Source organism: Cellulosilyticum sp. WCF-2 (genome assembly GCF_003990395.1).
Lineage (GTDB): Bacteria > Bacillota > Clostridia > Lachnospirales > Cellulosilyticaceae > Cellulosilyticum > Cellulosilyticum lentocellum.
Window position 1 is genome coordinate 323,878 of the sequence record NZ_CP034675.1, and the last position, 20,786, is coordinate 344,663.

General features: G+C 34.5%; 17 protein-coding genes and 1 pseudogene. All 18 read right to left on the reverse strand.

Annotation, left to right across the window (positions count from 1 at the left end; genetic code table 11):
• Positions 1–85 precede the first annotated feature (85 nt).
• The 18 genes and pseudogenes from EKH84_RS01245 to EKH84_RS01320 all read right to left on the reverse strand — a co-directional run bounded on the left by EKH84_RS01245 (position 86) and on the right by EKH84_RS01320 (position 20,679).
• Entirely contained in the window at positions 86–2,785 is a 2,700-nt protein-coding gene (locus EKH84_RS01245; RefSeq protein WP_127064803.1) for a GH36-type glycosyl hydrolase domain-containing protein, read from the reverse strand.
• Between the two features lie 30 nt (positions 2,786–2,815).
• Entirely contained in the window at positions 2,816–5,746 is a 2,931-nt protein-coding gene (locus EKH84_RS01250) for a GH36-type glycosyl hydrolase domain-containing protein (protein ID WP_127064804.1), read from the reverse strand.
• An 18-nt stretch (positions 5,747–5,764) separates the two neighbouring features.
• Positions 5,765–7,552, reverse strand: a complete 1,788-nt coding sequence (locus tag EKH84_RS01255; protein ID WP_127064805.1) for a methyl-accepting chemotaxis protein — start codon at positions 7,550–7,552, stop codon at positions 5,765–5,767.
• 459 nt (positions 7,553–8,011) lie between these two features.
• Positions 8,012–8,482: a 50S ribosomal protein L7ae gene (locus EKH84_RS01260; RefSeq protein WP_127064806.1), complete on the reverse strand. Its 471-nt coding sequence runs from the start codon at positions 8,480–8,482 to the stop codon at positions 8,012–8,014.
• A 102-nt stretch (positions 8,483–8,584) separates the two neighbouring features.
• Positions 8,585–9,937 (reverse strand): diacylglycerol/polyprenol kinase family protein, encoded by a 1,353-nt coding sequence (locus tag EKH84_RS01265; RefSeq protein WP_127064807.1) that lies wholly within the window; start codon positions 9,935–9,937, stop codon positions 8,585–8,587.
• Between the two features lie 77 nt (positions 9,938–10,014).
• Positions 10,015–11,112: a DUF3419 family protein gene (locus EKH84_RS01270; protein WP_127064808.1), complete on the reverse strand. Its 1,098-nt coding sequence runs from the start codon at positions 11,110–11,112 to the stop codon at positions 10,015–10,017.
• A gap of 98 nt (positions 11,113–11,210) precedes the next feature.
• Complete coding sequence (locus EKH84_RS22445; RefSeq protein WP_243118666.1) at positions 11,211–11,693, reverse strand: hypothetical protein; 483 nt, start codon at positions 11,691–11,693, stop codon at positions 11,211–11,213.
• A gap of 9 nt (positions 11,694–11,702) precedes the next feature.
• Positions 11,703–11,810 (reverse strand): annotated as a pseudogene (locus tag EKH84_RS22795) (peptide transporter); the annotation flags it as partial.
• Complete coding sequence (locus EKH84_RS22450; RefSeq protein WP_256372386.1) at positions 11,807–12,043, reverse strand: hypothetical protein; 237 nt, start codon at positions 12,041–12,043, stop codon at positions 11,807–11,809. The pseudogene EKH84_RS22795 and the gene EKH84_RS22450, both read right to left, overlap by 4 nt.
• Before the next feature lie 25 nt (positions 12,044–12,068).
• A complete protein-coding gene (locus tag EKH84_RS01280) occupies positions 12,069–12,437 on the reverse strand; it encodes an ACT domain-containing protein (RefSeq protein ID WP_127064809.1) in 369 nt (122 codons plus the stop codon).
• Positions 12,438–12,498: 61 nt separating this feature from the next.
• Positions 12,499–12,891, reverse strand: a complete 393-nt coding sequence (locus tag EKH84_RS01285; RefSeq protein WP_127064810.1) for a hypothetical protein — start codon at positions 12,889–12,891, stop codon at positions 12,499–12,501.
• A gap of 49 nt (positions 12,892–12,940) precedes the next feature.
• Positions 12,941–13,699: an aminoglycoside adenylyltransferase domain-containing protein gene (locus tag EKH84_RS01290; RefSeq protein WP_127064811.1), complete on the reverse strand. Its 759-nt coding sequence runs from the start codon at positions 13,697–13,699 to the stop codon at positions 12,941–12,943.
• A gap of 95 nt (positions 13,700–13,794) precedes the next feature.
• On the reverse strand, positions 13,795–16,434 hold the full coding sequence (locus tag EKH84_RS01295) for a PEP/pyruvate-binding domain-containing protein (RefSeq protein ID WP_127064812.1): 2,640 nt from the start codon (positions 16,432–16,434) through the stop codon (positions 13,795–13,797).
• A 111-nt stretch (positions 16,435–16,545) separates the two neighbouring features.
• Positions 16,546–16,884, reverse strand: a complete 339-nt coding sequence (locus tag EKH84_RS01300; protein ID WP_127064813.1) for a DUF1801 domain-containing protein — start codon at positions 16,882–16,884, stop codon at positions 16,546–16,548.
• A 30-nt stretch (positions 16,885–16,914) separates the two neighbouring features.
• A complete protein-coding gene (locus EKH84_RS01305) occupies positions 16,915–17,745 on the reverse strand; it encodes a hypothetical protein (RefSeq protein WP_127064814.1) in 831 nt (276 codons plus the stop codon).
• A 194-nt stretch (positions 17,746–17,939) separates the two neighbouring features.
• Positions 17,940–19,151 (reverse strand): condensation domain-containing protein, encoded by a 1,212-nt coding sequence (locus EKH84_RS01310; RefSeq protein WP_127064815.1) that lies wholly within the window; start codon positions 19,149–19,151, stop codon positions 17,940–17,942.
• Between the two features lie 123 nt (positions 19,152–19,274).
• Positions 19,275–20,174 (reverse strand): UbiA family prenyltransferase, encoded by a 900-nt coding sequence (locus tag EKH84_RS01315; RefSeq protein ID WP_127064816.1) that lies wholly within the window; start codon positions 20,172–20,174, stop codon positions 19,275–19,277.
• Entirely contained in the window at positions 20,161–20,679 is a 519-nt protein-coding gene (locus EKH84_RS01320; protein WP_127064817.1) for a helix-turn-helix domain-containing protein, read from the reverse strand. Before EKH84_RS01320 ends, EKH84_RS01315 begins: the two co-directional genes overlap by 14 nt.
• Positions 20,680–20,786 lie beyond the last annotated feature (107 nt).

Sequence of the window (20,786 nt, forward strand, 5' to 3'; positions counted from 1 at the left end):
TTTTATCATTCAACTCTTTTTATCTCTTGCTTTTTATCTATCTTTATATAACTAATCCCTTTAATAAACACCTATTCTATCTTTTTTATTCTAAAATAATATCGATTATATGCTGTATAGAAGCATCAAGAACCTGGATATCCTCTCTTTTAATAGTGGTATGATTCTTGCCATATGGTTTATTGTCAATAACGATTTTGGCTACTACATATTCATCAGCTTGCTTCTTATTTTGATTATGATAAGTTACCTGAAGCTTTCTATCTGCAAAGGTTAATTGAATAGAAGCTTGATCTTCCTTATCAAATTGCTCTAATAATAATTGAGGTTCAAAGTGTAAGTCTCCTAGACTTCCTTTTACTCCAAACATCTCAGTAATAACAGTCAGCATTAACCAACTAGCTGTTCCTGTTAAATAGTGATACATCCCGCGTCCTTTATCATTGATATACTCTGGAACACCTGGATAAATCCTGCTTTTTTCAAAAGAGCTACAATGCTTATAAAGTGTATCAATTACTTTAAAGCCTTCTTTAACAAAACCTCTTTGATAAAGTGCATTAGCATACATAGTCGCCATATGACAAAATACTGCGCCATTTTCCTTATGTCCATAAGCAAAACCAAACATCCTACCTAAGTCTGTTTTCACTTCATTAAAATTCGTATTGAGCTTATAGCCTCCTACTGCCTCATCATATAAATAGTGATCAGCCGCCTTAATAATCTCAGCTACTTGCTCATTAGTCGCTATTTGATTCATAATAGTAAACACTTGACCTGTTAGCATCATACGTGTCCCTTCTTTATGATCACCTTCTACTCTTTGGCCGTGATTATCATAATAGCCATTATACCAACTATACCCTGCTTTGTTGGTAATCCATTCTTGACTTCTTATATGTTTAATCATCCAATTTGCTTTTTCTTCTAGATCCTTTATTAATGTGTCAATTGTCACTTCAACTTGTTTACCCGTTACAGTATGTCTCACCTTTTTACAATAGGTATCTAAAATAGCACGCTTCTTATCTATAGCTTCATAAAGTACGGCATCACCTTTTATTAATAGCTGTAATTCTTCAGCTAACATGATTTTATCTTGGTGTTCTTTTTCTTTTAGTACACGTAATAATTGAGCAATTTCTAGCATATTACCCGCGTAAAGAGCTGAAAATGCCACACTTTCACCTCTTTCATCTGCCATATCTAGCCCATCATTCCAATCCGCTCCGTGTAGCTTTAAGTTGTTGTGTTCTCCTACGTCATAAAAAGCTGTAAGGTGTTGTACTAAAAGATGTTCTATTATTGTGCCTCGGTAAGCTACCTTATTTTTTTCTTGTAAATAGTTGCCCTCACTAAGTGACCATAATTCATCTTTAGCTGCTCCTCTTTCTACCTGTAAATCCTTAAAATAACTTTGTTTTTCCAATAAGAATTTAATATCTCCGCTTTGCTGAATATAAAGGTTAGTCGTTAAGAAAGGCCATGCTCCATGATCCATCCACACACGTGTAATATTATTTCTATCTGCTATAAACTCGCCTTGTTTGGTCCCAATAATCGTAGCATTTGTACCATCAAAACGTACGCCTCCAAAATTATCTAATAACATGCCTCTTACACCACTTGGGTCCATGGCTAAAAGTGCTAGACAATCTTGCCACAGATCTCTCCAGCCTCGCCCACCTTTTCCGTAGTCATGGTGTGGTAAAAAGGAACATCCATAAATCCGTCTAAGTATTGGTTGAAAATTCACCCAGTACATCCAGTTATCAAATTGCTTATCACTAGTTGTATAAGAAATATTAATTTTCTTATCCCAATAAAGCTTGGTTTCCTCTAGTTTTTGGTCAAAATCACTTTCACTTAAGTACTTTTTAGCCATTTCCTCAAATTTAGCTTCATTATCACTAAATCCCATAACTACTAAATAACTTTTTGCTTCCATTGGGCCTAAGATTGCTTTCTCAAATACAACACCTCCTAAGGCTTCATATCCTTCTAAACTCGCTCCCGCCAGAACTTGAGGTTGTTTTTGATACATAATTGCCTCTGGGGCTTCAAAAGAACCTCCTTCTCCAATATACTCTTCTACAATAGGGAAGTAGCCTATTGGCTTTTCTCCATTAGCTTCTGCCCCTCCAACCCCATAAATCATCGTATTTTTCTTATGCCCTCTCTCATCAAAGGTCAAAGTAGGATTGATAAGGACGCTATAATCTGTTGTTTTTATTCTATGTAATAAGGAAGTTACATGCCTATGATCTCTTAAATTATCAGCAGAACGTGCATATAAAGGTATTGCCGCTGTTGGGGAAATCACCATTTGTTTGTCACTTATATTAGTAATGGTGATTTTCATTAATTCCACGGTATCTTGACAAGCTGGTACAAAAGAAATAATTTCTGACTTAATCCCTAAGGCATTAGAAACTCTTGTCATTTTATGCCACATCGTACCCGCCTCTAGTTCTGTAGCCTCTTTTTCTTCAGTAAAAAGTTGCGCTGCAGACATAGCCGAAGCGCCAGTAGCTGACCAAGCTCCTTTTCCTTCAATATAAGCCCAAAAATTTCTTGATGACTTATTATTGTGAAGGTCTTCACTGCTTACTGGTGTTAATAAAAATGTATTCTGTCCCATTTTGCAGTCTCCGTTTAAAAGAGGCGTAATGCTGGACATCACACCAGCTTCATTAGCCAGTGGGAAATAGCTATAGCTATTTCTCTCTGGATTTGTGAGTTTAAACGTGCCTTTGTTGTCTATATATGTATATTTCTTCATACTTTTAAACCACCTTTTCTCTGACTACTTTTATACGCTAAAGATGAGTTCTACTTTATGTTTACAACCATCATCCACTAATGTAATCTTATTATCTTCAAGTACCTTGCCATCTAAAATAATACTGTAACTATTATCCACTATTCTCACTAAACCTTCTGGCTTCTTAATCTCAATGATATACTCTGAAGTTAGATGTCTTAATGTATAACTCATTTGTGTCATTTCCTCACTTAATAATGGTTCAATGACAAGTGAGTTCTTTTCATATTTAATTCCTAACATCTCAAATAATGTAATAGCAAGCCAGGTAGATGTACCACTTAATGTAGGCCCTATATTTTCCCCTGTTTGGCTATTATTATACTGCGTACACCAACGAGGATTACCACATACTTCAAATGGATTCTCTAGGGCTTTATATGGTAATACAAGTCCCACCATCCAATAAGCTAACTGACTTAATCTACTTGCAAGCTCTCTATTTACTACTTTCTTAGCTGCTTGAAGCATAGCCGTAGTTGCCATCATTGTTGCATGTTTAAAGATTCCTCCATTTTCTCTATCCCCTGGAAAATACTCACCAGTCGCTGTACTAGTAGCTACTTTTGATAAATCAGTTGGACTCATTAGTTTTAAACCATATGGTGTTTTTAAGTATGCTTCAATTTGATCTAACATGATTGCAATCTGGTCTTCATTAGCACTTGAAGAAAGAATTGACCAACTGAATGAATTTAGGAAATAGGTACCATCAATGTTTGCATCTGAAGAAAAGCCATCATTCTTTGCCCCCAAGAAAGTGATCTCATCCCCAAATCTATTAAAAAGTACTCTAGCAAAGAAGTTTTCCTTCCAAGCATCCTTTTGAATATGTTCATCGAGCTTTTTAGTTAACTCTTTTACATGCTCTTCATACTCAGTATCTTTATTAATAACTGCAAATTCCTCTATGTGTTGTAGGGCTAATTTTAATAAGAAAGCATTCATAACACTTTCTGAGTAGCCTTTAAATGGTTTCTCTCGTTTTTCTTTTTCTGGTCCTGATAAGTAGCTATCATCTACCTTCAAGCAATCATTCCAATCGGCAAAATCAATGAGTGGCAAACCATGCTCTCCCACAGATATTTCTGCCGAATATGTAATAATAGCTTTCAATGTTTCATAAACACTTCTTTTCTTACCACCAGCTTCCGCAATAATATATTCTTCATTTAAGAAACCTGTATCACCACTATAGTTGACATAACGATAAACTGCTTGAAGTAGCCATAGACCATCATCAGACCACTTACCTGCTTCTTTGCCTTTCCAGAAGAAATTATGATAGCAATAGCCGTATTCAAATACTTTTTCAATCCATTCCCTAAGCAAGGATTTTGTATAAGCTATTTCACCCATAGAAATAAGATAATATTGTGATACAAAAATATCTTGAATCTCTCTAAAGCCAATTTCTCTATAGCCTTTTTGAGTTAAATCAAAGGAACGAGAAACAAAGGTTTGATAAAGCACTTGAAAAGGTAAATTCTTATTGATATAACTATCAAAGGCTTGATCACCAGTGTTAACTTCTAAATAGGTACTATACTTTCTGTAGCTTTCTTTCTGCTCATTTAAGCTATTGATGATACTGCCCCTTATAGCAAATTGATGATGTAGATTGGTAAGCTGTGTATGAACCACTTCATCTGGTACTCTTGTTTCTCCTAGTTCAGAAATTAATCCTACAAAATGATCTACTGTAACATTTTCATTAGGCTCTATGCTTATAGGGCAACCTAACGCAAAGAAGCCTGGCCCTTTAGTATTTAATCTATTAGAAAGCTTACGTACACCTTGTGGTTTATATAAGCTACCACTGCCTATAAACTCACCGTAATGCGTACATATCTCTGTTGGATATTTTCTAGCATCCTTTTCATAAGCTACCATTGTGGTATAACGAATATCTCTGCTTGCTGATTCTGGATAATAGTAAGGGACATAACCTATGAGATGATTTTCCTCATCTTTAATAAGCTGTGACTGCATGATAACAGTAGAATAAACCACATCTTCCATAAGTGCTCCTGGCGCTGCAGTAGCTAACATCCCTGTAGCCACTATCTTTAAATCTCTAGTCGCTGAAGTTTTATTCGTAATTGTAATTCTTTGAACTTCTGTAGCAATTGGTAAACCTTCATACTGTGGTACTAAAAAAATGGTTCTTAAAATATGAAGTCCACACTTTGTTTCGTATTCAATCTCTGTATAATTTTGCCCATGTCTACATTCTGCTGTTTTAATATTAGAATCTAATACATCTGCTGAATAAAAAATTTGTTTTCCTTCTTCTACAAGATAAAACTGTCTATTAGCAGGGAAGCCATTTTCTTCTGGAAGCATATCCCACCTAGTAGCTAATACTTGAGTAGCTGCATGTGCTCTAAAACTTCCTCCCCCAAAGCGGTCTACTACACTTTTAGGTGTAGACTGAAGTGCTAGCTCAAAATTCATACGATCTCCTAAAAGCATATTGGTATAAAAATGTGGGCCTGGCACTGGTTTTTTTAAGTCTATAACATGTTCACCTTTCATATTGATATAACCTGCCCATTTTTTGTAGTCTTCACAAACGGCTAGCATATGACTTTCGTTGACTGAATCTATGGGTGTCTCTACAATACTTCCATTTATATAGCAAAAATACTTCACTTTACCAGAGTCTTCTATACAAAACAAATGAGATCCTGAATGAGTTAAACTATCAAAATAGGAACTTAATTTTTCATCCTTGCATAGCTCTTTTAAAGCTGGAACCTTAAAGGTGAATCCACCAATAGCAATAATATGCGTATTACTAATATCCATAAACTGACTATCATATACTAAGTTCTCATCAATATACTCTTTAAAATAACTTTTAAGTATTTTTGTTGATTCGTTTAGTGTTTCTCTAGCTAATACATTCTTTAACATACATTTTCCCCTCACTTTTTAGTCTATAATAAATTTATTAATCATACGGTCTAGGATATTAACTATAGTAGATAACTTATTAGCCGCATTTCCTAAATCATTAATAAGTTCTACCTGTTCACTCATTTCCTCTGTAATACCATTTGTCTTTTCACTCACACTATTTCCTAATGCGTTAATTGCATTAATACTTGTTAAAATACTTTCTATCCCTTTGCTAGACTCAATTACTGCAACATTCATTCCTTCAAGTCTAACAATGGTACTTTTTAAGTTCTCATCTATTACATTAAATTTATCAAGTGTATGCTCAGCAAATCGTTCACCTTGACTTGCCACCTCATTAGTATCGCCTACCAACTGACTTGTATGTTCAATTAAGTGACCCATTTTATCTATACAATTTTTAATTTCCACAGTAGAATTTCTACTTACATCTGCTAAATTCTTAATCTCCTGTGCTACAACGGCAAAACCTCTGCCACTTTCACCTGCTCTTGCAGCTTCAATCGATGCATTTAAAGCTAATAAATTAGTTTGTTCACTAATTTGATTAATAATATCAGTAGACTTGTTGACTATAGCTGATTCCTTCTTTAAGGCTTCTATAACCCCTACTACTTCTTCAATAAATTCCCTGATATGCTTCATCTGCTCCATGATTTTATGTAACATATCAATACCATTAACAGCTTCTCCTATCACTTCTACTGTGGTATTTGTAATATTTTCTGAGGTTGCACTCGTTTCTTCACTATTACCGGTAAGTTCTTCCGTTACATTCGCAACAATTCCTACTTCTTCCTTCCAAACATTCATTTCTTTTACTACACCGTCTAAGTTGTGATTGATAACGTCAAAAGCACTTTTAGTATTTACTGCTTTGCTATCTAGGTGTGAATCTACATTTTGTAATTCTTTAATAGAGTCTCTAAGCACTTGTATCATATCAAGTAATTCATAACTCATCGTTTGTATACTATCATCAATTTCAGAAACCTCATCCACAAACAGCCTTTTCTCAAATTTCTTCTTTTCTTGCACTTTATTATTAATTTCAAGCCTAGATATTCTATTTACCTTACTAGTAATATTTTTTAAAGCTTTCTTTAAGCTATTAATATAAGCAATAAATATTATAGATGCCATAATACTAAATATAACAATAATTACTATACTCATTCGACTAATTGTAGTTAGTGATTGAACTGTAGTTTGTACCTGCTTATTAGCTTTCTCTGTATTACGCGTATCTATCTCTTTAAATATTTCTTGGATTTGTGCCATATTCTCTTGTCCGGCTTCTATCATGAATACATATGCTTTATTAAAACGTTTAGCATCCAAGGCTTCTTTACTAGATGCATTATTCGCTTCAAGTACTTCCTTTAGTTTTTCTACTTGTTCTATCAGTACAGGATCAATTTCCATTAATGTTTCTTTCATACTCTCTAGTTTCGCTAATTCTGATTGTATGACTTCACTATCTTTGTTATATTCATCCTCATAGTGTGTAAACTCTTCTCCATAAAATAAAAGAGCCGATTGCAAATTATTAAATCCACGCATGGCTTGGGTATAAATATTTTTAGTTATCGTTACAATTTCTTGTGAGCTTGCATACTGTTTATAAGCTTGTACCATTTTATTCATCTGTCTATTATTAAAAATGAATACACCTATGAAAATAATAAATATAGATACCATAAAAATTGAAAGTTGCTTTGATAAAGATAAAGAGATTGCTTTACTTCCTTGTAGATTTTGCTTACTAGGTCTGGATTTATTTGTCTTATTTTTACTCATAATTCCACTCCCCCTCCGATAATTATGTCTAGTTATATTTAAACCTTCTCTTACTTATCATAAAATATTCAATTCTATAAGGTAACCTTACAATATTATGCTTTTTCATGAAATAATTACTATCTTTCTACACTATATAAGATTGCCCTTAAACTTTAGTTACTTCCTCACCAGGAATAATTTTTGCTAATATTAATATAAAATTCTACAGCACTGCCAAAGTAAAAAGGGACTACCGTATATATCCTTTCATATTTCCAAAAATAAACACAGCGAAAGAGTGCCACAAAACTATTTTATAGTTTGGTGGCACTCTTTCATCTTAATCTTCCTAATGATATTTATCCTATTTGACCTCTTCATATCCTCATAATTATTACATTTGTCGACAATCTAATATATTCACTTCTAATAAACTGAATACTTTTTCAAGCATAATAAATGCTACAATCTTCCTAGCTACATACCTAGTTCAAAAAACTCTCCCTGTTCAATATGTACTTCAAATCTAATGTTAGCTTTATTTTTAGCAACTAGCTTTATTCTATTGTTGCCTTTTTTAATCCCTAATGGACTACGAGCTAATTCCTTTACCTCTGATTGATTTGTATTCTCTACAATAGGTGTTACTGTACCATCAGGTGAAATTAATACTAACTTTGCTGTACCTTGAGTTAATGACAGTAAGTACTCTATCTCCAGCTGTGCATCCTCTTTAGCTTCATACTCCCATATTGTCTCCATCCCTTCAAATTCTATGTTTCCAGTAAAAGTCTGCTGGTTAATTTCTTGTTCATTACTATTAAGGTTATAGGTATTACTAATACTCGCAATTTTTTTATTATCTCCATACAAAGCATTCATTGTATTAAAAGAACATGCTGTTAGGGATAATATACCTACCATATATAAAATAAGTGTTTTTTTCATTTATTTTCCCCTTTCATAATATAAAACGAAATCTCCCCATAACAGGTTTAACAATCTTCTTGGTCGCCTTGACTTGCCCTGCTCTTAATCTAAGTTTTGGCATCATAGAATAATCAAACTCACCACCACACTTATTAAAGTTCCTCCAGCTACTAACCCTGCTTGTTTCCATGCCATTGCCAACGATAACCTATTATATTCGCTAGGTTTATCTAGGTATTTAGCTGCTATACCCAGTATAGTCATTAGTAACACTAAGCATATCCCCATTTGCCATAAATTTGTGCCTTTCCCAAACTCAAGATAATTAGCTACTGCCCCCATGACAATTAAAAAACTTCCTTTTACAAGTCCCACTAAATAAGCTTTCTTTTTACCGGCACTGTGATACCCCCTAAGGCTACCATAATTATTAAGTGCAATATGTAAGCCAAAAACCAAGTAAAACACCATAAACAGCTCAGCTCTTTGTTCCCAAATGGTAGCATAAAAGAGCAGAATAATCCCTACCACTAAATTGGATTCTATAACATGTTTATTAAAAACTAATTTCCTCTGCTCAGGTGTTCTCCTTGGAAACATTGGATAAATTACTAAAACTGTAATAGGTGCCAGTCCCCATCTAATGCCACCAATCAGGAAAGTAATATATACTGCTAATACACTTTCCATAATAGCCAGCTTACTTAAATCAACAACATGTCTATACTTGTAGACTACTACAAAAAAGACAATAATAAGTATTAAATTTAAAATTAAATAAATCTCTGGTAATGGCAATTGATTAAAAAGAAAAGCATAGCACAAAAGAGGAATAAGCAAATTATCTAGCCCAAAGGATGCCGTTGCTTCTACTAAAGCAGTCAGTCCACCAATAATGAGGGCTAGGCATAGTATTCGTGGCAAAGCCATATCACTATAACTAGCTAAAATTCCAAAGGTGCAAATAAAAGCTGTTATAGCAAAAGCTATACTTCCTACTAACGACTTTTCATCTTCTCTTTCTGCTGATAATTTACCTTTTTTATAGCGCGTTCCCACTATAGCAGCTACTGTATCAGCATAAGTCAAAATCAAGATTGGAATAAAGTATAAAATAGGGTCTCTCTTAGCCATCCAAAAGGTTGAACCAATGGCGATAGGAAATACTAACTCCCCTAAAGACCTTGCTGAACGCTCCACGCTATAAAGATAACTCCCTACTTCCTTTTTCTTATAATGCCTAAGTCTTAAGGTAAACACCACTGCAAACATTACAAAGGATAAAATAAGTACTGTTAGCCTTTCATGAAATAAATAAGGAAAAAACAAGGATACTGTCCCAATAAAAATATGGACCAATTTTCTAGCAACCTCAGGGGGGGGATTAAATCGTTTTTGAATCACCTTAGCTAGAGCCAAACAACCACTTAGTACCACAACGCTTATCCAAAAATGGATTATTTCTTGTATCATTTTCTTGTCTTAGTGATCTCTTGATGCAATCCATATATCACTAAATCCTCCTTTCCTCCATACTCCTTATGTCCATTTTACTTAATTTGTTCCACTAAAAATCTACTATAAAAGAAAGCTTCATCTTCTAAAAACAACTGCTCTGAAAGCTTTTCTAAAGTCTCCACCTGTTCTTTTAATACCTCTGGACACTTTCTTGGAACAAGCATATTCCAGTACACCACTCTAGCACCTTTTTTAGCATACTTTATCAGGGACTTATAAATCTTCAGCATTTCGCCTTCTTCCATATACTCAAAAATGTCGCTAAGGTTATATCCATCTATGCCTTCGCCCTCATAAGTTTCTAAAAAACCTTCTATACTATTTTGATGAATCTCTAGCCTATCGATGTTGGCTTTAATCGCTTCAAAATGTTCTGGTCTTAAATAATATGGCAGGTTCCTTTCATAATGCCCAAACAATATATACTCTAAATAAGGATTCTTAGAACAATCTATCTCTGTCAGCGCATAGCGTACACGTTTTAAAATATTTTCAGCTACGTGACCTTCTACATATTTAAAAAAGGCTGCATCTCTCCCTAATTTCCCCATCATCCTTCTAGAAAAAAAGAATCTAAAAAGTAATTGCCACCTTCTGTTAGCCCACTTTTCATCATAAAAACGTAGACGTTCGGCTTTTGTTTTGGGTCTTATTAACTCTTTTATTGTTTTTTTGCTATGTACTAAAGATAATACCTTTGTTCTAAATAGTTTAAAGTAATTTTCAAACTTACCTACATGAATGATACCTGCTTCTAAAAGTTCTTGGTGACTGTCCCAATAAAACTGTGTTCCCTCTGGCAATTCCTCTTTTAACTCTTCATATAAAGCTAATCGTTTGTCACATGCTGTAATACCTAGAAAAGCTAATACAGCCTCGTAATCCAATTTCTTAAAAGCAGCTTTTTTAAGATACACGCAGTGGAGCTGCACTGGATTAAGATCAAGGGCAACTACCTTATTTACTGGTTTCGTTAACATAGCTAAGCTATTATCTCCTCCAGAAGCAATAGATATATACGTACCTCCTTCAGCAAGGCCTAGTCCCTTTAACAAAATGCTCGTATCTTCCCAACACTGCGCATAACGTATGATGGAAAAATCAGCATAGTTTTCAATCTCACTTTTCATCTCTTTCTCTCCCCCTCTTCGGTTTACTACTCATGTTTACTTTGATTGCCATATTTCTATTCACTCATACTATTCTCCCCTTTAAATTCGCTAACGTTCTACTGTTCCATCAAGCTAAAAATCAGTATAGCTTGCTGGATTTCAAGCAAACACTTCTTAAATTCATACCCTACAAAATAAGAACTATCAATCACTTGCCTTGAGACTTCTTCTCCTCTAAAAAATGGTGGACATGGATTAAGTAAAACATTTTTATTGGCTTTCTCCATTAGTTCCAAGCTTATCTGATAATTCTTAAACTCATTTAGTTGTCTTTCACTAAGGGAATCTGTACATACAACATCTATACCTTTTATGGCTTCTTCTAAATCATAAATAACATCAACATCTTCTATTTCATAACCATATGGTGCACTTTGTTTTAAATGAAATCCCATCAGCTCCGCTGCTTCCTTCCAAGCTAATCCAATATTCCCCTTTGGTCCTACAAACAAAAATTGACTCTCACAAAAATCCTCTCTAAGATTTGAAAGAGCATACATATCTGCCAACATCTCACAAGGATGATTAGTATCCGTCATCCCATTAATAATGGGAATACTTGCATTTTCTCTCAGTGATTCTAAAAGTTCAATGTTTTGATGCCTAACAACAACTGCATCTGCCCAGTTATTTAAATACCCTATAACATCCTCTATTGCTTCTTCTTATCGAGTGCTTCTGGAGGAAATAAAATAGACTGACCACCCAAAAGATGTATCCCCTTTTCAAAAGTAACCCTTGTTCTAATACTACTAGTTGGAAAAAACATCACAATTGTTTTCCCTTCTAAAAAACCTTTATATCTCCCGTGCTTTACTCGGTCTGCAATACTAAAGATCTCCCTTACTTCTTCCTTTGTATAGTCACTTAATCTAATAAGATGGCGCACTTTTCATCCTCCTTCATACGAAGTACTATCTCACTACTTCATATCCCCTAGCTTCTAAAGCTTTTAGTGCCTTTTCAAAGTTTTCTTCTTTAGTAAGAAGGTAATCTGTATTAAAAGTAGATATAGCAAATATGCCTATCTGCTCCTCAGCTAAAATAGTAGAAAGCTTTGATAAAATGCCTATAAGAGAGAAATCTAAAACACCTTCAATACGAAAACCTCTCCAACCATCTTCTCTTTCTATGGTTTCACTTGGCGCAAATTTTGTAGCACATACTAAAGATAACTCCTCATCTGTCTTACCTACAAAACAAAATGAATCCTCAAAATTGACCTTATTAATATCTTCAATTTTGCATACTGAAAATGTTTCATTAATGACCTTAAGTTTCATTATATTCGTCCTTTCTTATACCATAAAATTGTTGTAACTGTTCAACCCAATAAGTTAGTATTTAGTTATTTTGTTTGTAGACAAAGATATCACCATCTACTATCGAATCTTCTTTTTCAAATTTAGGAATACTGGCAGATTTATCTGCTTGGAAAGCTAGATCTCCATTATCAATCTTAAAAACATACGTGATCTTTTCTTCATCATCGATAGTTAACACTAATTCATCCTTCACTATGCTATATGTACCAATAGGTAACTGACTGCTTAATGCAGAAAATACAAAAATAAACTCATTGCCATCCTTTAAATTAATATAGGGAGGAAATATTTGTGAGGTATCTTTCATTTCATAAGTTCCAATAGGAAGTTCTAGTGCTTCTTCCTTTGAGCATCCCCCTAGTGAAACTGCCAACACCGTTATTACTAATAATGCAATTAAACTTTTTTTCATAACTTGCTCCTCCCATCTACTACTTCAAATTTATCTTTAAAAAGCTATTTTAATTATCAACGAATATCTGCTTAACCATATAGTGTGAAAACTCTTTTGCTAGTTTAAAATCCATTGAAAAACATTCATTAGATTGATAACATTTTACCGCTTCTTTTATAACAGGCACATACACGGAAGGCAATTTTTTGATCCCCCATAACCCACCTTGTTCTTTGGAAATAATAAGATTCTCTCTCATATACGCAAGCACGCGGCAAAGGCTTAAAACGATATAAATAGGATTCTCCACAATTTCATCTTCCGCACATTCAACATCACATTTTATACTATCGATGTAATTAGCTTTTGGTATTTCTCCAAATAGTGTTGCAATATCCTTGCCGCAAAGAACAATACCAACAGACCTAATTACTGTAAAATGTGTCGCTAGATCCTTATCTACACCATTCATTGCTTTAACATACTCTTCTATATTACTCTTGCACTTTTCTTTGTGCGCATTTGAAAAGTGAAGTTCAAAAGGGGTAGGATAAACAAATTTTGAGCAGACTTTTTCAAGAACTAGGCTCATTTCCAAGCCTTTGGGTGGACATATCTTGTCTAATTCCATCAAAACTTTGATAAGTTCTTTCTTTTCCTCTAATGAGGGTATTTCTTTAGTTACAACTAAAAAATCAATATCACTTTTGTCCCAATTAAAGCAACCAAATGCGATAGAACCGTGAACATATATCCCCACAAGATTATCTGAAAGTATTCTATTGTACTCACAGGATATTCGATCTAATATTTCGTTATAATTCACCTAATCACACCTCTTCCAATATACAAACCATCTTCTATAGAACGTCTCAACAATTCCTTATGTAAAGTGCTATTTTATTTAATACCTCTCTATAATTAGCTATTAATTATCAATTCTTCATTTCTCTTTAAAATCTCCACAGTCCCTTTAGCTCCATCTAACCTAATATAGTCACCATCTTGTGTTCTCGTCGTCACTTGTTCTACTGAGACTACTGCTGGAAGTCCTAACTCTCTTGATACAATAGCTGCATGTGAGAGTAAACTGCCTCTTTCCACTACAACTCCTGCTGCCATATTAAAAAGTAGAATCCAACCTGGGTCAGTTTGCTTAGCTATTAAAATTTCTCCAAACTGTAACCTTGCTTCTTTAGGATTAAGGACTATTCTTGCATATCCTTCTACTATACCTGCGGAGCAGCCTAGACCAGTTAGGATATTCAATTGCTCTAGGCTATCTTGCTCACCTTTTTGCCTTTTTCCTCTTTCTATTTCTCCATTTTTCATATCCTTAGTAAGCTCATCATGGATGGTCTCATTAAAATCATCTATGCGTTTACTGCTGCCAAAACAGCCTTTCACCATAAAACGCCTTGGTGGGTCATCTTTTAAGTTGTCTCTTTCATAATCTAGTTTTCTAAGAGCAACTAGTTCTTTTAAGTTATAGCTTGTTGCTGTATGGTCAATGACACCTAGTATTTCTGAGACCTCTAGATAAAAAATATCTTCTTGATTTTCAATGAGTCCTGTAGAGGCCCATCTCATTCCTATTTCCAAAAAGATTTGTCTCACCCTGCCAAAAAGTCTGGTCCTTTCAAACCTTAGATTTTCTCTATTACGTACTAATCTTCTCGCCGCTTTGAGCACCTTTATATATCCTCTTCGTTTAGGCCCTTTGAGTTTACTATTAACCTTTTCCTCTATCATTTGATTAAGGTTATAACTTTCTACTCTGCGCACATTCATACTATTAGCACCAATAGCACGGTATAATACAAGCGGGTCATCTGCCACAGTCTTAGATTCTAGTTTAAGTTCATCTAAACACCTATCGCTAAAAGTTGTTAAATACTCATTGATTTGCTTTCTTAACTCAGGCAACCTTTCAATCTCTATTTCAATGGTTTGAAGGCTTCCTTCTAAAAATAGTTTTCCCAAAGCCTTTTCTCTTACATATGCCCCCATCTGTCCTATCATCTCTGCTGGTTTGGCGCTAATAATATCTCCTTGGCCAATCAGAAACTGATTAGCAAGGCTTTCATCCTCCAGCCATTTCTTTGACAAACTGCGAAGTAAACCATGACCAATCATACAGAAGAAGTCATTAGCTAAAGGCGCATCCCATTTCGTCATAAGCTTCTTTTCTAACAGCTTATAATAACTATATAGCTCATCAAGCCTCATATTTTGTACATCTACTTTTTCCAGGCTTTCGTCTAACCTTATGTAAAACTTCCTAATGCTTTTTTCTAATCTTCTATACTCCCCTAACATCTTAAAACCTGTTTTTATAAGTCTCAATAAGTCTTTCGTTCTATCTAAGCCTTTGGCTTCAGGCGTTTCAATACTTTTTAAGAAAGCCTCAGGTAGCTCCCCTTTAACTCCCATCATTTGCTCCATAAACTTCTTATTAAACTGATAGCCTGGTAAGATAGCAAGTAGCTTATACCAAGAAACCAAATTGTAGTAAACTCTATGATCTACAAAGCCTAGCATATTATCAAAAATCTGAGTTTCTTTTTGAATAATCGTTTCACTTACACCAAAATTTCTACAGAACTGACGATAAACCTCTGCATAAGCCTTTCTAATAAAGGAAAAGGTAAGAGGCATGGTGGTGCCAATGTAACTTTCTGCAATATTGCTATTATCAAATACACCTACAGTACCTTGCTCTTCTAGCGTTAAGCCCAAAGTCGTAATTGGACGTGACTGTAATAAATAAAGCTGCCCATCTTCGAAAGCCCACTCAATATCCTGATATTTATTAAAATGTCGGCTTGCTTTTCTTGCTAGCGAAGCTACTGCTTGGATTTCACTATCTTGAAGGACCACCTTATCTTTTTGATTTGGGGTTTCAATAGTCTTAAGTTCTCCTTCTTCTATGCCATGCTTCATTTCTTTTTCTCCAAGTACCTTGCTTAATACCTGTCCCTTCTGGTCTACTTCATAAACATCTGCATCACAAGCCCCATCTACCAAGGCCGAACCTAATCCAAAAACAGCCGAAACAATAGCGGTCTTAATATCCCCATTAGTAGGATTGACAGCAAAAGCTACACCTGCAGTACTAGAACATACCATCCTTTGAATGATAACGGCAGGAACCTCCGCCTCCCCACCTAACATTCTTTGCTCCTTATATGCTTTTACACGTTCACTAAAGCCTGATTCCCACACCTTATAAACAGCAGCTACTACGTCTTTTGCGTCCACCCACAAGTAAGTTTCAAACTGACCTGCAAATGATGTAGCTATGCCATCTTCACTCAAAGCAGAGGATCTTACTGCATACCTATCATCTCCCCCTAATGCACTGATAGTTTCTCTTACCTCTTGCTCAAACAATTCCCTTTGCTCTAGATTCTTCGTTGCCTCAAATGCAGAAGGCAATACTACTACCCATTCAGGAATATTAAAACTACCTTGAGCCAAATCTAAAAGGGCCGATGCCTTACCGCCTATTTGTTTTCGTTCTTCCTTCGTTAACTCTGACCCATGCTTTATGTACTTCATCTTATCCCCCCATTTATCAAAAAGCTCTATTCTTAAACCAACTATCTTAAGACCAACCTCATAAACCAATTTTGTAAGTGTTCTTTTAAGACAAATCTTCGATAGTTTCTATTACATCCATCCTAAAAGTGTTGTTTTGAATATAATTTGTAAAATATCACATGGTATGTTCTGGTTTGGATAAACTTGTAACATTCCCTTGGGTGTAATCTTAAACCCCTCTAGCTCTTTTTTATATTCCATAATAGCTACTGCTTCAATATTTATATGGTCTTTAAACGGAATAAGACGAATAAATCTATCGCCTATATAATAGCTGGGTAACTTCGCCCACAGTTTCTCTTCAATTTCATTGGCAATGCTTTGTTTGATCACTCTTCTTAATGCAATAAACATTTCCTGTATCTCCACACTGTATTTTTCAATGTAATTTTTAACTTCTGAGTTCATATTATAATTTCCCCGCTTTCCGACTTATTTTTAATTATTATAGATACTACGTAGCTTATTTTCTGTTGCTTCTTTATGTGCATTACCCATTACAATAAAAATACGATTATAACTACCCTTTTTCTTCTCTATTAATGATGTTAAATAGATATTTCTATAATTCACTACATCATTATATATACTTCCTATTTCATTATCTTCTCTGGCATATATACGATAAACTTTTAAGTCTCTCCAATTTTCTGTTGTCATCTTTTGAGGTAGATATAGATTAACCGCACGTAATACATCTGCTACATTTGTTCCTCCATAATCAAGTCCATTCTCTTTTAGTTCATCAAGTAAGTTAACAACCTCCTCTTCAAAATTTATTTGGTTACTGTTAGATAATAATTCATAGGACCCGATCTGTCTTAATGCATACATAGCAAGAATCTGCTTTGCGTCATACTTTGTCTGAAGATATGCTAACTGTGCCGAAAGTGGGGGTTCAATATCTTCGACTATTATATTAGATTCTTTGGCCAAATAAGTAGCAAAGCTACTTTCTCCATTTAAAATTGCTTCTTCTCTACTTCCAACAAAACTATCATAACCACCCTCTACTAAAACAAGGTCTGGTTCAAATTTATTAAATGCTTCTTCAAGATATCTAAACATAATATCCTTTGGATTATTTGAATGTATAGTATCAAACCAAAACAACTCTTTTTTCCCATCAGATAGAGACAAATGCTTCTGTCCTATTAAACGATATGAATTATTTTTCCAAATATCCTTGCCTATTAAAAATAGCATAAATATTAGGCCTAAGATAACACAACCTGCAATAATTTGTTTTAAATGTATTTTATACTTCATTCCACCGCCCTCGTAACTTTTAGTTTAAATTCTTTCTCATATATTATTAATTCTGATTTTATCAATTTCATCCCATATATTTGTTATCCAAGCAAAATCATCACTTTTTAGTAAATACACTTTAAAACATATAACCTTCCATTCTGAGCAACTGATGTATCATCATCTACATATTTATCCTATTAACTTCAAAATTACATTTTCTCATAGACACTACTACATAATTGCATTTTTTCATTAACAGTCAGTACACCTACAGTCATTTTTGCTGCAGGAGAGGCTGGTGGAATAAACATTGCTTCCTTTATATTAACATTATTGATTTTCCCCAAATTAGTAATACTATAGCTACTAGGCTTTCTAAACCCAAACATACTGCCTCCAACAAATTCTCCTGCCTTGCTCTTAAAACCACCAAGCGCAGTTATTGCTGCTGCATCTAAAAGTGTTGGTTCTATCTCTAAGTAGCACGCAAGTACTAGCATTAATTTACGATTATCTTGTATATGAGCTTTTACGCATTTATGAACCTCTTTGGCCTTCTCTATTACATCAGTTGTTTTAGTCTTACATCGTACGCCAATTGCTGTAGCATAATTTCCAAGTGCTCCCGTTTGATAACACTTAATCTTCTCCCGAATATCTACAGCTATAATAATCTTATTCGTACCCGTTTTTAAATACATGTGTGCCATTAGTAAATCATTCATAGAAATTCCATTTTCTTTACAAGAGGTTTTCATTTCTTCTAACTTGTCTCCGTAAAGTTGGTAAGACTTATAGCTAACCGTATGATTTTTAACATACTCCTTAGTAAATTCTTGGTATTGTTTATAAGTTACCTGGTGTTGTTCCTTTTTCCATTGTTTATTGGTACGTTTAATGAGCAGCTTACTAATACCAGATAATTCACTCTTAGATGGTAGGTCTTGTATACTCTTAATCAGTTTTTCTTCTATATATTTAGGGCTAATCCCGGATACATAATGATTAGCAAACTCCTGAGATAGTTCTAATAGACTACGTCCATCTGCTAATAAATGATGGGCAACAAAGAGAACCTTCATTCCATCCTTTAATGGATACACATATACTTTAAGTAACCCTTCTTCAAATAGATCCCATTTCTCCGCTGCAATACGCTTATAGTCTTCCCACATATGGTGTATGTTGGTTTTCTCTTCAAAGTAAATCATTGATTGTTCTTTTACTGCATAATAAAGCTTCTCTGTTCCTTCTTCATACTGGACTGTACATCTTAAAAAGGGATGTGCCTGCGCCAAGGTATCTAATGAAGCTTTTACTCTTTTTTCTTCATAGGGTGCATCTAATTCTAGTAGAATGCCAAAATGCATATTAGGACACATGAAATGAGCCCGCTCTGTTACTATATATTGCTTTTCCATACACTTCCTCCAATCATATGTATACTTTCTATTTTTAAACCCTGCATGTTGTTCTATGTCAATTTTATCTAAGTCTCCTCTATGTAAATATTCCTTCCTTGAACTGCATATATAAATCAAAAATTATAGCAGTAATGGTATAATTCCTAGTGACAAATAATCTACTAAGGTCCATACGCCCGATAATAATTCTAACCTTGAACCATTTTTACCATGAGGATTTTTTAAATAACGTATGCCTCCTAGTATACAGATGGCAATAGCAATTCCTAAGGTAACGCTACCTAGGGCTGCTCCTCCTAATTCATATAATGCAAAGAAAGTAGAAGCAAAGGAAATGATCATCGCCCCTAGCCATATACCAACACTGGCCTTTTTCCCCCATAACTTTGAATAAGTTTCAACCCCTTCTTCCTCATCTTCCTCTGCTCTGATTTTACGACCGACCTCTATGACCATGCCATCAAAGAAACTAGAAATAATGAACCAGACTAAAGCACTTCCTATTTGAACTCCTGGCCTAGGCAAAAACTCACAGGCAGTAGCAAAGAAATCTAGCTGAGGCATAATGAGCATATGACTAAACATATACCAGCCCATATGTTTTCTCAGCCAACTACTTATAAAAAACTCCTTACACATACAGCCATAATAAATCCATAGCACCACCAATAAAATCAGTAACCTTGGTTCGTACAAACCACAAATAATAAACTGACCTACTCCTAATACAAAGCCTATTTTTCCTAACTCTTCTCGCTTTACAAGTCCTCTGGGGACAGGTCTATAAGGTCTATATTTTGAGTCTTCTTCAAAATCCTTATATTCATCCGCAATACGAAGTAGCATAAAAAAGGAAATCGATACATAAAAGGAAACTGCTAAAGCTTTAATTGTAATCCTTCCATCAAGTGTTGCTGCTGAATAACTAATAGCACTGAAGCTAAATGCCAAAATCATAGGTATGTACATAGCTAACGGGAATCTTTCCTTTTGATAGATATACCATCTATTTTCTTTCATTCTGATTTTCCTCTCTATTATGGATTAGTTCAATATGCTTATCCGCCCAAAGCTGCAGAGCTTGTGCATTCATAGATATCCTCTGAAGTTCTTCTAATATATGATTAAAGTCCTCATGCTCATCTTCAGAAATCACACCATCTGCTGCAATTTGAATTAATTTTTCTCTCAGTTCATCAGCATTTTGTAATGAGCCTAATGCCTTTAGGGCAATACGATCAAACTCCTCTATCTCTATTGTCCTAACAGTCTTTTCTCCAATAGGACATTGTTTGGAACAATACACATTGCAGAGCTCCGGTGAGCCATAAGCTTTAGCTAACTGTAATACTTCTTCTGGATAAGGATTCACTGTGCCAAGTTCAATTCTTGCTAACCTTGTGCGATCCATTCCTATAAGTTCTGCTGTGCTTTCTCTACTATCAAATTTGCTTTCTTCCTCTGCTGCTTTATAACGTGCAATACAATACACGTTATCCGCTGCTTTCGTAGCTTTTTTACCCATTTTTTCTTTCCCCCATATCCCCTATAATCATCTTATAAATATTCATCTACTTTAGATTATTTTAAATAATAAAACAACTATTGTAAATGAATATTCAAAAGGTTGAA